Origin of the sequence: Amycolatopsis azurea DSM 43854 (assembly GCF_001995215.1) — a bacterium.
Taxonomy (GTDB): Bacteria; Actinomycetota; Actinomycetes; order Mycobacteriales; family Pseudonocardiaceae; genus Amycolatopsis; species Amycolatopsis azurea.
This window is the reverse complement of the sequence record NZ_MUXN01000049.1, coordinates 1-11,907: the sequence shown is the minus strand read 5'-3', so window position 1 is coordinate 11,907 and position 11,907 is coordinate 1. Positions and strand designations below refer to the sequence as shown.

At 66.7% G+C, this 11,907-nt stretch carries 18 protein-coding genes and 1 pseudogene; 11 read left to right on the top strand and 8 right to left on the bottom strand.

All coding sequences use genetic code 11. The features are described 5' to 3' along the window. Positions 1–19 precede the first annotated feature (19 nt). Together B0293_RS42695 and B0293_RS42690 are read right to left on the bottom strand one after the other, a co-directional pair. Positions 20–526, bottom strand: a complete 507-nt coding sequence (locus tag B0293_RS42695; protein ID WP_005168360.1) for a hypothetical protein — start codon at positions 524–526, stop codon at positions 20–22. A 76-nt stretch (positions 527–602) separates the two neighbouring features. Continuing rightward, positions 603–869 carry a class I SAM-dependent methyltransferase gene (locus B0293_RS42690; protein ID WP_005168359.1) on the bottom strand — a complete coding sequence of 89 codons (267 nt, stop codon included), beginning with the start codon at positions 867–869 and terminating at the stop codon, positions 603–605. Between the two features lie 374 nt (positions 870–1,243). Between B0293_RS42690 and B0293_RS42685 the strand changes: the two genes are divergently transcribed. Then, positions 1,244–1,465, top strand: coding sequence for a hypothetical protein (locus tag B0293_RS42685; protein WP_005168357.1), 222 nt, complete (start codon positions 1,244–1,246; stop codon positions 1,463–1,465). After that, on the top strand, positions 1,466–1,843 hold the full coding sequence (locus B0293_RS42680; protein ID WP_005168355.1) for a hypothetical protein: 378 nt from the start codon (positions 1,466–1,468) through the stop codon (positions 1,841–1,843). Between the two features lie 304 nt (positions 1,844–2,147). Here B0293_RS42680 and B0293_RS42675 read toward each other — a convergent pair whose 3' ends face one another. Both B0293_RS42675 and B0293_RS42670 read right to left on the bottom strand, forming a co-directional pair. Next, on the bottom strand, positions 2,148–2,918 hold the full coding sequence (locus B0293_RS42675; RefSeq protein ID WP_005168352.1) for a GAF and ANTAR domain-containing protein: 771 nt from the start codon (positions 2,916–2,918) through the stop codon (positions 2,148–2,150). A gap of 38 nt (positions 2,919–2,956) precedes the next feature. Further along, complete coding sequence (locus tag B0293_RS42670; protein ID WP_005168350.1) at positions 2,957–3,658, bottom strand: hypothetical protein; 702 nt, start codon at positions 3,656–3,658, stop codon at positions 2,957–2,959. A gap of 433 nt (positions 3,659–4,091) precedes the next feature. Between B0293_RS42670 and B0293_RS44075 the strand changes: the two genes are divergently transcribed. Next, on the top strand, positions 4,092–4,331 hold the full coding sequence (locus B0293_RS44075; protein WP_039920076.1) for a DUF5994 family protein: 240 nt from the start codon (positions 4,092–4,094) through the stop codon (positions 4,329–4,331). Positions 4,332–4,468: 137 nt separating this feature from the next. On the opposite strand, the gene B0293_RS42660 is transcribed toward B0293_RS44075, so the two are convergent. Together B0293_RS42660 and B0293_RS43875 are read right to left on the bottom strand one after the other, a co-directional pair. After that, on the bottom strand, positions 4,469–4,861 hold the full coding sequence (locus B0293_RS42660) for an HPF/RaiA family ribosome-associated protein (RefSeq protein WP_005168342.1): 393 nt from the start codon (positions 4,859–4,861) through the stop codon (positions 4,469–4,471). A gap of 61 nt (positions 4,862–4,922) precedes the next feature. Next, positions 4,923–5,492 (bottom strand): hypothetical protein, encoded by a 570-nt coding sequence (locus tag B0293_RS43875; RefSeq protein ID WP_167334580.1) that lies wholly within the window; start codon positions 5,490–5,492, stop codon positions 4,923–4,925. Between B0293_RS43875 and B0293_RS42650 the strand changes: the two genes are divergently transcribed. Further along, a complete protein-coding gene (locus tag B0293_RS42650) occupies positions 5,482–6,015 on the top strand; it encodes an STAS domain-containing protein (protein WP_245192201.1) in 534 nt (177 codons plus the stop codon). The genes B0293_RS43875 and B0293_RS42650 overlap by 11 nt on opposite strands. A 284-nt stretch (positions 6,016–6,299) precedes the next feature. Continuing rightward, a complete protein-coding gene (locus B0293_RS43455) occupies positions 6,300–6,734 on the top strand; it encodes a hypothetical protein (RefSeq protein WP_005168334.1) in 435 nt (144 codons plus the stop codon). A gap of 102 nt (positions 6,735–6,836) precedes the next feature. Here the strand turns inward: B0293_RS43455 and B0293_RS42640 are convergent, their stop codons facing one another. Both B0293_RS42640 and B0293_RS42635 read right to left on the bottom strand, forming a co-directional pair. Beyond that, complete coding sequence (locus B0293_RS42640) at positions 6,837–7,685, bottom strand: hypothetical protein (RefSeq protein WP_005168333.1); 849 nt, start codon at positions 7,683–7,685, stop codon at positions 6,837–6,839. Between the two features lie 53 nt (positions 7,686–7,738). After that, positions 7,739–8,452 carry a hypothetical protein gene (locus tag B0293_RS42635; protein ID WP_005168332.1) on the bottom strand — a complete coding sequence of 238 codons (714 nt, stop codon included), beginning with the start codon at positions 8,450–8,452 and terminating at the stop codon, positions 7,739–7,741. A 1,257-nt stretch (positions 8,453–9,709) separates the two neighbouring features. Here B0293_RS42635 and B0293_RS42625 point away from each other — a divergent pair. From B0293_RS42625 to B0293_RS42605, 6 genes and pseudogenes are all read left to right on the top strand, one after another. Then, a complete protein-coding gene (locus B0293_RS42625; RefSeq protein WP_005168330.1) occupies positions 9,710–10,180 on the top strand; it encodes an Asp23/Gls24 family envelope stress response protein in 471 nt (156 codons plus the stop codon). Next, on the top strand, positions 10,177–10,509 hold the full coding sequence (locus tag B0293_RS42620) for a hypothetical protein (protein ID WP_005168328.1): 333 nt from the start codon (positions 10,177–10,179) through the stop codon (positions 10,507–10,509). Before B0293_RS42625 ends, B0293_RS42620 begins: the two co-directional genes overlap by 4 nt. Next, positions 10,506–10,682 (top strand): hypothetical protein, encoded by a 177-nt coding sequence (locus tag B0293_RS43870; RefSeq protein WP_005168327.1) that lies wholly within the window; start codon positions 10,506–10,508, stop codon positions 10,680–10,682. Before B0293_RS42620 ends, B0293_RS43870 begins: the two co-directional genes overlap by 4 nt. 5 nt (positions 10,683–10,687) lie before the next feature. Further along, positions 10,688–11,092 (top strand): Asp23/Gls24 family envelope stress response protein, encoded by a 405-nt coding sequence (locus B0293_RS42615; RefSeq protein ID WP_005168325.1) that lies wholly within the window; start codon positions 10,688–10,690, stop codon positions 11,090–11,092. Continuing rightward, positions 11,089–11,616: a DUF6286 domain-containing protein gene (locus B0293_RS42610; RefSeq protein ID WP_005168323.1), complete on the top strand. Its 528-nt coding sequence runs from the start codon at positions 11,089–11,091 to the stop codon at positions 11,614–11,616. The genes B0293_RS42615 and B0293_RS42610 overlap by 4 nt, the downstream gene beginning before the upstream one ends. Continuing rightward, positions 11,613–11,907, top strand: a pseudogene (locus B0293_RS42605) (alkaline shock response membrane anchor protein AmaP); the annotation flags it as partial. The gene B0293_RS42610 and the pseudogene B0293_RS42605, both read left to right, overlap by 4 nt.

Genomic DNA, 11,907 nt, shown 5'->3' with positions numbered 1-11,907 from the left:
CCGGCGAACGGGGGGAAGCTCATGATGCTTGTAGGTCTGGGGTTCGTTGGTGGCAGAGTTCGACGAGTCGGGTGCGGTCGCAGGTTGGTCGGGTGTGGTCGGTGATTTCGAGGATGAGGTCGGCGACGTCCACGGTTTCGCCGGTGACGTGTGTGTCTTGGAACTCGATGAGTCCGTTTTTGACGTGGCGGGCGGCGCTGCGGCGGCCGCGTTCGGAGGTGACCGCGTCGGTGAGCCGGTAGTCGGCGTTGTCCGGCGTGGGCCAGTGGAGGAGTTGTAGTCGGGCCCAGAGTGCGGTGTCGGCGAGTGATTCTTCGCCGCTGCGGGCTTGGCGGAGCTCGTCGACGGCGATCGCCGGCGTGAGCAGTGAGTGCCGCAGGGATTCTATGACGGTGTCGCGGTGTAGATGGCGGACGCGGTCGGCGGCTAGGGCGAGGTGTTGGTGCAGGACGGTGTTGAAGTGCCTGGCGCGTTCGCGCCAGGCGGTGAGCTCGCGATATTGGCTGACGTGCTCGACCGCGGTCATGAGTCCGGCGGTGCGTTGTTTATCGGCGAGCTTGATTTGGTCGCGGCGTAGTGTGGCTGTGTGATCCGTGTGGGCTTCAATGTTTTTGAGCGCCGCCGGAAAAGGCGACGTCGAAATGTTCGTCCGGGAAAGTCAGTGCGCGGGTGTCCTGACATTCGTAACCGGCGAGGTCGGCGAGTCCTTCCTGCTTGGCCCGCAGGTTCGCGGCTTCGGCCATCGACGGTGAAATATCCACCCCGACGACCTTGGCGCCGGTCCGCCGGGCCAGTTCGCGGCTCAGGAACCCTGCGTTGCATCCGGCGTGTAGGCCGAGCAGGCCCAAGTGCTGGGCGAAGTCACGCACGGTCGCCAGCCCTCCGGGCGGAGGTTCGATTCTTCGAGCATGGCCAGCAGTTCCACGTAGGGACGGCGAGTGATCTCATCTGCGGTCGGCTGCACGGAATTCTCCCTAAATTGTGAAAACGGGCAGGGGTGAACCCCTCTTGCCAATGCGAACCAATTGATTTTCCGAAAGGCTATTTAGTGAAAAGCGCTACTGTCAAGCTTTGCCGCGGCCGTGCGGGCCCCTGTCCCGCCGGCGGGACAGGGTCTTGCCTGTGCCCGTCGGGATCGGCGACTATCGGAGTCGAAGTCCGTCAATGCCTGGACGGTAATTCGAGAGCGCGGCGGGGATTGCTTTTCCGAATCGCGGATGGTGCACCGATTTCGGAGGCGAACATGGTGAAAGCGCGCCGACTGGCGCCGGGTACGGCCGTCACCCTGGCGGCCGCCGCTTCCTATTTCTGCGTTCAGCTGGCGCATACCCTGCGAGACCGTAACCGGTGGCCGTTCTGCGCCTACAACATGTTCAACTATCACGTTCCCGACCGATGCGAGCAGTTGCGCGTCGTCTTCTACGATTCCGGCGGCCGGACCGCCGGGCCCACCGATCCGTGGTGAATGCTGCCGGTCGAGTTCTTCCGCGTGGTGCCGGTGCTGGAAAAGGTGTATCTCCTCGAGGCGCCGGACCGCGTCAAGAAGGACTTCTCCCGTGCTGCTTTGGACTGGATGAACCATCGGCCGTGGCCGAAGTTCGACGAAGTGCGGAGCTCTGTCACCGGGCCGTCGGATCGGTCGGTGCGGGCGTTCGACGTCTACCTCGTCGAGGTCGGACCGGACGAGTGCGATCCGTGGGACCGAGCGGACGTGTTGTCCGCGCGGCTGGTCCACCGCCACGATCCGATCGGCGTGGCACCGGCCGCGGGAGCGGCGTTCGCGAACCCGCGGACAGGGAGTTCACTCGCCTATCGGACCGCGGACCGGGGGTCCGGGGATTGAGCCGGCGGGAGGATTCTCGCTGGTGCGGATGGACGTCGGCAACCGCCGCGTCCCCAGCGGCCGAGGAAGCGATCGCGGCACGGGCTGCCACGGCCGCTTCACTGGCGGGTAGTGGGTGAGACGGTCAGCGATGTACCTGCGCTGAACTGCGTCAACGGCACGGAGGCCGCGCGAGTCCTGCGCTTCCTGGTGGCGATCGTGTGTCCGGCACGCGAGGGACATGGGGAAGTACGCGGATACACGCATGAACGTTTGGGCGGCGACGTGCGGACAGCGGATTGCGAAATGTCTCTTGGTGAAACTTTCAGTGACGTTTGGGGGGTCCCGGTCGTGGTTTCGGGCGGGGTGCACGGAGCCGGATGGCGTTGAGGTCGGCTGTCCCGTCCGCCACGGTTTTCGCGACGTCTGACAAGCGCAGGTTGTGCGAGCGGGCGTGGTCGCGCAGCGCGGTGAAGGCGTCCTGCATGGTCAATCCCGCGTGTGCCGAGAGCACCCCCTTGGCCTGTTCGATGATGACGCGGCTGTTCAGCGCGGTCTGCAGTTGTTCGGAGAGGATCGCGCTGTCGTGGATCGCCCGCTGCTGCAGCAGGCCGATGGTGGCCACGTCGGCAAGGGCCTGGCCGAGCAGCACACTGGTGTCGTCAATCCCGTCGCTGTGGGTGTTGAGCAGGTTCAGCGAACCGATCACGATGTGGCGTAACCGCATGGGCACCGCGTAGGCCGCCTGGAAGCCGGCCGCACGGGCAGCGGGCCCGAACCGTGGCCACCTGCCATCCTCGTCGGCCAGATTCGCACTCGAGACCGGCAGGCCGGTGCGTACGCAGTCCAGGCATGGACCGTCATCGGCCTGTACCGCGAACAGTTCGAGCAGTCGGGCCTGTTCGGAGGAGGCGGCCGCCATGGCCAGTTTGCCCTTCTGGTCCGAGAGCACGACCCCAGCCGCGGCGATGTCCAACAGTTCCACACACCGCTCGACAAGACTGTTCAGGAACTCCAAGATGTCGAATTCATCGACGAGTGTGTCCGCCAGTTCCACGAACACCCGCGCCAGCCGCCGTTCGTGCCGGTCGTTCATCGCCGTTCACTTCCTCACCGTTGCCAGACGCTTGTAAGTCATTCTTCTTCCAGGAACAGTTCGCGATCCACGATGCGCTGGGCCACCACCGCGATCGGCATGTCGTTGGCGTACGCGTAGCCGCGGATGCGCAAGAGCGCTGCCTCCATCGTGATGCCGAGGTCGTACTTCACTATCCCGGACGCCTGGTGGACCTCGGCGTGAATGTCGGTGATCCAGCCCAGATCGTTGTGGGCGTGCCCGGCGGTCTCGGAAAGGACCGCTTCGAAGGTCATTTCGGCCAGAACGAGCGCGGCGGCGATCTGTCGTGGAGTCAGTGGCCCAGCCGTGGTGCGGTAGCAATCCAACGATCCCAGCCGGATGGCGCCCAGCGAGAGGGGGAACGCGAATACCGCCGCCGCCCCGGCGGACTGGGCGCCGGAGGTGAAAGCGGGCCACCGTGACGCCGTCACGATCAGGTCGGGCGCCAGTATCGCGGTGCCGGAGATGACCGCCTCCAGGCCTGGGCCTTCTCCCACGGTGAATTGCAACTCCTCCAGACGGGTGGCGGTCGCATCGGTGGCACGAACCAGGCGCTGCTGCGTGGCCGGGGTGCCTGCATGAGAGATCAGAGTCACCCAGACCCCGGAGACGGCCAGTTCCGCCACGGCCAGTGCGCAGATCTCGGCGACGGCCGAGGAGCCGTCGTCGCCGTTCGCCGCCAGCAACGACCGCAGCCGTTGCCGCTGATCCTCGGTCAACAGCCGCCCCTTTCGTGATGGCTTCCTGAAGCGTCTTGACCACCTGACGACCCGAGCTGGTAGACACTACGCCTTCCATGCACGACCGGCTCGGCAATGTGGGCGAACCGAGACGGCCGGGCAGGTCCGGACACCGCGACTATTCGCCCTGAAGCGGCGTGTCGGCGGAGTGGTCGGCCGCCGTCGGAGGCCGAATGGTGAGACGCCGCACTCCTGAACTGAAGACGGCGACGAGGGGGACAGCGAGCAGGGTGCCGACGATGTCGGCGGTGAATCCGCCGCGCCCGGCGACGTCGACGCGGTGGCGAGCCCGCGTGGGACCTTCTTGCCCGTCAGCCGGGAAACTGCAGGAGCGAACAGGTCTGTCGAAAGCAGGGCCAGGGCGGCCGGACCCAGTACTCGCCACAGTGCTCGCCGCTTGGACCGGCCCGGTATGGCGCGTGGCGTTCGACCCGGCGGCTGGGCGGTCACGGTCCGCGAGCTGATTTACCAAGGCCGATTGATCCGGCTGGAGGGAATCAGCTCACAGAACATCCATCTCGTGCACGTGACCGGTGGGAACATGCGCCGAGTGACACTCCTGGCGATCCCGTCGCACGCGGCCGCCGAGCGGGCGTCGGCGGCGGCCGCCAGGCAGAAACAACGTGACCAGCCCGGCGACGCTCCTCGATGAGCCCGGCGCGCTGGGCGGCCAGACGGTGACGGCGTCCCCGGCAACGACATATCCCGCTGGGAATCCGAAGGCGGACGCGGCGGCAAGTCCGCCCTGCGGAAGTGAGGCATCCAGCGTTGCGCGAGGTGACGTGATCGTCAGTCGGGCCGGCCGATTTCGGGCAGGATCGGGGTGTTCCGTAACGCGCGGTTGTTCTGCGGTTCGACGCGAGTCTTCGCATGGTCCACCTGCCGGATCATGTCGTTGCGAACCTCGTTGAGCGCGATCGACAGGTCCTGTGCCGAGGAAGTGGCCACCAGGTGCAGGTGAGGCAGGCGATGGAGCCGGCATGCGAGCGTGACCTGCTGGCCGGTGCCGTGTCGATCCTTGAGGCCGATCTCCAGCTCGACCTGATCGTCTCGGAAGGAACGCAGCCTGGAACCGAGTGCGGCCAGGCGCTCGGCGACCCAGTCGCGTTCCGAGGCGGCGAAGCCTGTGCTGAGACGTAACCGTTCGACGATCACGCTTGTGTCGTTCCGCGTGGTGTTCATCGCGTGGCCCTTCCTGGGCGGTAGTCGCATGTGGACAGTCCTTGTCGGACTATGTCGGACTTCAGCGTGAGGTCGCCACGAGGAAGGTGAAGTGCCCGTCGATGTCCTTGCGGACATCGAGGAACTTGTCGGTGAGGCGGACGCGGGTCTCGCGTGCGAGGAAAACCTGGGTTCCCGCGGCGTCGATGACGTCGTCGCCGGGCGCCGGATGCGCGGTGACTTCAACGGAGAGCGCGGAGCCGTCTTCGGGGAGGTCGTTCAGCGTCATACGTAGACCGCCCCGCGCCCGGACATCCTGAGCGGTGGTGAGATGGTTGATGGCTTCGGCGGCGGACTCGGTGATCGTGAACATCGGAGGCTCGCTCTCTCCCGCCTGACGGTGGGATACTGCCGACTGTACGCCGTTGTCGTGCCGGTGACCCGAAATCAAGAAGCCGGTCCGGAAGGACGATTCTTGCCGTGTCGGCACGGTATGATGCGTGACGACCACGCCGGAGTGCCCAGACACCGCCCTCACGACGATCGACCGTCGACCTGGCCGCCTCTGCCCCTTGGCCGTGCGCCCGTCCTTCGGCGCGCTGAGGTTCATCAAGCGGTCGGGAAAGTCTGGAGCCCCGATCGTGAAACTCATAACGCTCGACCTTCGTCGTTCGCGCCGTCCGCGGCCGTCGCCCGAACCGCTCGACGAGGCCCGTACGGTCATGGAGTTCCCGGCCGGGCGTGGTGGGCCCCCGGTGCACCTGCCTCCACCTTTGACGGTGACGGTCAAGCATCTCGGCCGGACAGTGGTACTCGCCGTCGACGGCGATGTCGACCTTCACACCGCGCCTGTGGTGCAACGCGCGATCGAATCGGTCTTGGGCACCCGACCACGACGGCTGGTCGTCGATCTGACCCTCGTCCGGTTCCTCAATTCCTCGGGGCTGGAGGTGCTGCTTGCCGCGCACCGGCGAGCGGGGCGGGACACCGACCTGCGTCTCGTCGCCACCACGCGCGCCGTCTGGCGCCCGCTGCAGGTCACTCGCCTGCACGAACAGCTGATCATTCACGCCTCACTCCCGGCGGCCATCGCCGCGCCCTCGAGAACGATGGACGAGGACCGTGCGACCTCGAACACGATGGGCAAAGGAGAACGAAGTACGTTGCCTCGCTGAACGTGCCGCGGGCGAGATGCCGCCACGATCGGGTCGTCTTGAACCGATCTCCGTAGTACGGAGAACGCCTCGCGGCTGCGTCAGGATCTTGCCTCACAAGGAAAGAAAGCAGTCTCACGGCGATCGAGAGCACCGGTGCGTCCACGCTCGCTGGTTGCATCCGGTTTCGATGGCTGCGATGGTCGATGCCGACGGCTACCGGCGTCGTTCCCGCGCCGGCCGGTGGCGTCACCGCTCCAGACCGTGGCGGATCGTCCGTTCGCCCGTCTCGTCAGGAGCCCAGCGTGGTCGGCATCGCCCCGGTGAAGTCATCGGTTTCCGTGGAACTCCAGCATGTCCGTGTCGCGCATCTGGTGCCCTCGCTGAGTTTCTATCTCGCCCTGGGGTGCGAAGCCCGCCAGTCGGGGGATGGCTGGGTGCGACTGCGCAACGCCGGAACCGTGTTCGTTCTCGAACATGGTGATCCCGGCGGCCGCCCGGGCGCCGTCGTCCCGGAACTGAGCACCGGTGATCTCCTGCGACTGTGCTGCCGGTTGTGGTCGGCCGGGATCGACACGAGCCCCATCAGCTATCCGGACGGCGTGCCCGGTGGGCGCATCAGCACCCATGATCCTGACCTGCATCCAGTAGCCGTAAGCCAAGCAGGTCGTCGTCCACGGGCGGAGGCTCTCGTGGTTCGGCGGACCGGGGTACCGCGTGGTGACCACGCCGAGGCGTGATCCGCCACGACGATTCCCGGCGGTGGATTGATCGGTCACCGTGCGACAGAGACCCCAGCGGGATCGCCCGCTGGGGCCTCCGTCGCACAACGGCCGTCGGGGTCAGCCGGTGCAGTTGGGGACCGCCGGGGCGCTTCCGGCGCAGTTGCCGGGTGTGTTGGCGGTGATGGGCGCGTTGTTGGTGGTCATGGTGCCGTTGCTCCGGTAGACGCCGCCCGCGGTGAGCAGCGCGTGGTTCACGGTCACGGCGGTCTGGGTGATGGTCGTCGCGGTCGAATCGACCGCTGCGATACCGCCACCTTGGGCGCCGCTGTTGCCGCTGACAAGCATCGGCGTGCCGGAGACGCCAGTGGTGGTCAGTGTGCCGCGGAGGCCGTTGTAGATCCCGCCGCCTTGGATCAGGGCGGTGTTTCCGAGAACGTTGCTTCTGGTGAACGACGCGGCGGGTGCTGTGCCGGACGGGGTGTCGGCATTGGCGAGGCCTCCGCCGGCGAGGGTGGCGTAGTTGCCGCTCAGGCTGCTGGTAGTGAGCGTCACGGCGCCGCGATTGAGGATGGCGCCCCCGTTGCCGACCACGCTGCCGTTGGTGAAGGCGACCGAGGTGGTCAGGGTGAGGTTGCCGGTCGGGCCGACTTCGGCGATCCGGAACGGCAGCAGCGCGGTGCGCGTGATGGTCGCCGGGCCGAGTAGTTCGATCGGTGTGGTGATGACCGGCAGTCCGTTGGCGAGCCCGCCGTGCGGGGAGGTCAGTGCGTAGGTGCAGCCGCCGGCCAGTGTCAGGGTGTCACTGTCGACTGTGGAGTTGGCGAGGTTGATGGCGGCGACGAGGGCGTTCTCGCCGCACGCCACGGGAATGGTGGTCGCCTGTGCCATCGGGGCCAGCGCGATCATGCCCCCGGTGAGAACGGCCGCGCCGATGACGGCCCGCGGAATACTGCGGATTCTTCGCATTTCTTCTTCTTTCCTGGAACCAGATCAAGGAGTGTGGCCATGAAGAAAGGGAACTATCCGATGCATCCGGGGACAGGGGAGGGGCTGCCGGTGCAGTTGGTCGCGGTGTTGGCGGTCACCGTGGAGGTGTTCAGCGTCGCCGAACCCGCCACGTAGTAGATCCCGCCGGGATTCACCGTCGCCGCGTTGGTGTCGACCACGCTGCCGGTGAGCGTGAGTGTCCCGTTCAGACTGGCGATTCCGGCGCCTTGGCCTGCGGTGTTGCCGTTGACCGTGCTGTTGGTGAACGTCGCCGCGGCCGGGGTTCCGGTGCTGTACAAGGCGCCGCCTCGGCCGTTGGCGGTGTTGCCGGACAACGCGCTGCCGGTGAGGGTGACCGCGCCGAAGCTGAGGATGCCGCCTCCGTCGTCGTTGCCCGCGGCGGCCGCGTGACCATTGCTGATGGTGACCGCTTTGAGCGTGATGCCGCCGGTGGGAGCCACCTGGCCGATGCGGAAGGAGGCCGCTGCCGGTGCGCGGGTGATGGTGTTGGCGTTGCCCTCGAAGATGATGGGCGAGGTGATGATGGGAAGGCCGGCCGGACCGTGCACGCCGTCGTCACCGTGGCCGCTGCCGAGGGTGTAGGTGCAGCCCGGGGTCAAGGTCACGGTGCCGCCTCCTGCCGCGTTGGCCGCGTCGACCGCGGAGACCAGCGCCGCCTCGGCACAGGGGACCGATTCGGCACGGGCCTGCGCCGACGCGGGCAGGAGGACAGCCGATCCGGTCACCAGGGCAATGGTGCAGGCAAAAGTGGATAATGTGCGATTGTGTCGCATTTTGACTTTCCTGAATCCGAGACCGATGGTGGAGGAGCAAGAAGCTCAAACGTCCCGCTGGAGAGCGGTCACCGGCGGTCAATGTACAACCACCTCTGACCTTACACCCGATGGCCGGAAATAAACAGGGAGGCGGTCTTGGTGTCGCGCGTCGACTTTCGACAATGGGAATTCGGAAGGTTTCACGGCGAATATCGCGGGTAAGAGAATTCGCGGCGCGCCGCGGAAAGCGGATGTTCCCGCAGTGGATACTTCGAAATCGGCTGGTCGCAAGGGTGGCCGGGGAGCGGGCCGCGACCTGGTCGCCAGGTGAGCGTCGGTTCGACCACCGGATGCGGACCTGAAGGACGACTTGGCCAGTACATGGGGCGTGAGGCACGTCCTCCGAAGTGGTTTTCCGAGGCGAGCCGATTCCGTTCTCGCCTTCACCCGGAGAGGCTGTAATGCCTCCGTGAAGAGGTTTCCACGGATTTCATGAAGAGGTTCTTCCTCAGTGGCCGTCACCACGGCGCGTAGGTCGGTGGATGGTGCTCTGCTGACGTTCTCATCCACGTAGGTGGTCCAGGTCTTACCCGCGAATGATCCAGATCAGACGGACTCCACCCGTTCGCCTGCGGTTTGTGAGGCGGTCGCGGGCTACGCTGGAAAGGCCGGTGATGGTGGTGCGGACACGTTCACCTTGTCGACCTCGCCGGTGCCGCCCCAGTCCTTGGCTGCTTACCCGCGGAACAGCCGACTCGGGAGGTGGCGTTAAGCCGTGATGAGGGCCAGGGGAAGAAAGACAGGGTCCGCCGTGACGACGCGGCCTGTGAGAAGTCTCGATGGTGTCAGACCAGAGTCCTACGACATGAGCCACGATCAGCGTTGCCGCGGCGCACGTCTGGTTGCGTCGGCGGCGAAGGACGTTGAGGACTGTGCGTTGCTGCTCGCCATGCTTGGGCTGGACCCCGCCGACGGACTGGAGCCCAGGGGTGCTTGACAAGGTCGCGGTGCTGTCGACCTTGGCCCGTGCAGCTCCCCGCGGTCGCGTGATCCACCTCTCGCCCGATCGAGACCGCGGATGGGATCGCACTACCTGAACTGGTGGGACGGGGGTCACACGATGGGGTCGTGACGATCTTTTCGGGGGCGGGTCTTAGTGGTGTGGGAGCGACGATGGAACACCGAGAGCTTCCGGCGATACCCCAGGAACCGATCCGAGGAGACGTCATGACGAATTCGACCGCTACCAAGGCTTCAGGTCAGTCGACCGCGGTGGAGAAGACCGGCACGGGCGCGCTGGAGTCGAGCAAGGGCGCCACCACGATCGCCGACACGGTGGTGGCGAAGGTGGCTGGCTTGGCCACCCGTGAGATTTCCGGGGTCTATGACCTGGGTGGTGGTGCGGCCCGGGCGTTCAGCGCGATCCGTGAGCGCATCCCCGGTGCCACCGCGTCGGCGGCCCAGGGTGTGTCGGTCGAGGTCGGTGAGAAGCAGGCCGCGGTCGATCTGCAGATTCTCGTCGAGTACGGCGTGTCCATCGCGGATCTGTCGCGTGCGGTGCGCAGGAACGTGATCGGCGCGGTCGAGCAGATCACCGGCCTCGAGGTGGTCGAGGTCAATATCAACGTCTCCGACGTACACATCCCGGGTGACGACGAGGACGAGGACGGCAAGAACGACACCGGCCGCGTCCAGTGAGCCCCGGCGTCGAGATCGACGCCGACCGTGTCGCCACCGCTGTGCGGGCCCTGTCCGCTGTCGCGGGCCTGCACAGCGGCCGGTTCGGCGAGATCGCCACCCTCCTGCGCGGGCGCCGGATCCCGGGCATCCGCGTCCACGACGACGAGATCACCATCGGTGTCATCGGACGCTACCCGGCGACCGCCGTCGAGATCGGCGACGACGTCCGCACCGCCGTGGGTCCGGTCGATCGCCCGGTCCATGTGCGGATCGGCGATATCGCCTCTCCTGCCAGTGCCACGGTCGAAGATCCGGACACGATCGCCCTTGCCAAGGAGAACCAGTGAATTCCACGCATCTCGGCCTGCTCACCGGTCTCGCGCTCGGCCTCGCGGCCGCTTTCGGCGGGTTCGGCGCCTTCGTCGTCGTCCTGGCCCTCGGTGCACTCGGGTTGCTGGTCGGCCGTGTCGTCGACGGCAAGCTCGACTTGTCGCAGCTCACCGGCCGTGACAGGGGTTGATCTCCATGACCGCCACCTTGCCGGGCTCGGCGCCCAGGACGGCTCCTGCCGCTTCCGGTGACCGGGGCGCCCTCACCATTTCCGACAGCACCGTGGAACGGATCGCGGCTCACGCGGTGACCGAGGTCGAAGGCGTCGGTGGCGCCGCGAGCCGCGTGCTCGGTGTCGCCGTCGGTGGGGAAGACCTCGACAACAGCGCCAAGGTCACCGCGAAGGTCGACGGTGCGACCGCCACGCTCGACGTCAGGATCTCCATCAGCTATCCGATGTCGGTTTCCCGCACCACCGAGAGCGCCCGCCGGCACTTGATGCGCCGAGTCGAAGAGTTCACCGGGCTCACGGTGTCGCAGGTGGACATCACCGTCACCGCGCTGCACCCCGCCACCGCCGAGACGCGGAGGGTCCAGTGAAACGCCGTCCACGTCGGAGCGCCCCGGCGACTCTCACCGCTGTCGTGCTGCTCGCCGCCTGCGTCCTCGTCGCGGTCGTCGCGATCCAGATGCTTCTCGGTGAAACTCCCTGGATCCGGTACGACACCGTCACCGGTGCCTTGCACGACACGCGCTGGAGCGACGTCGTGACGGCCGTCGCCGGCGCGGTCGCGGTAGTGCTGGGGCTGGCCATGACCCTGGCGGCGCTCCTGCCGGGCAAGCCCACCGTCCTGCCGCTGCGGGGTGACCCGGATTCCGGTGCCTCGCGCCGGAGCTACCGCTCCACCCTGCGCACCGCGGCCTCCACAGTGGACGGTGTGTCCGGCGCGACGGTGAAACTCAAACCCCGCACGGTCTTCGCGAAAGTGAGCACCGGGCGGACGACCACCGATGGGCTCGCCGACGCCGTTCGTCACGCCGTCGAGCACCGGCTCGACCAGATCGGTCCTGTCGTCCGCCCGACCGTCAAGGTCAAGATCCGCGCGACCAGGAGCACGTCATGACCGGTCTCAATCGCCCCGCGGGACTCAACCGCACGGTGCTCGCCTTCTTCGGACTCGTTCTGATCGCGGCCGGCGCCTTCGCCCTGCTGACCCATTTCGGCACGCTCACCGTCCTGCGACCCGAATCCGCATTGGTGGCCGAAACGGTGCAGCCGCCTACCTGGACGCTCTACGCCGCGGCCGCTGCCTCCGTCGTACTGGGTCTGCTCGTGCTGCGATGGCTCGTCGCGCAGCTGACCCGCAAACCCAAAACCCACACCTGGCGCCTTGTGAGCTTCCCCCCGTTCGCCG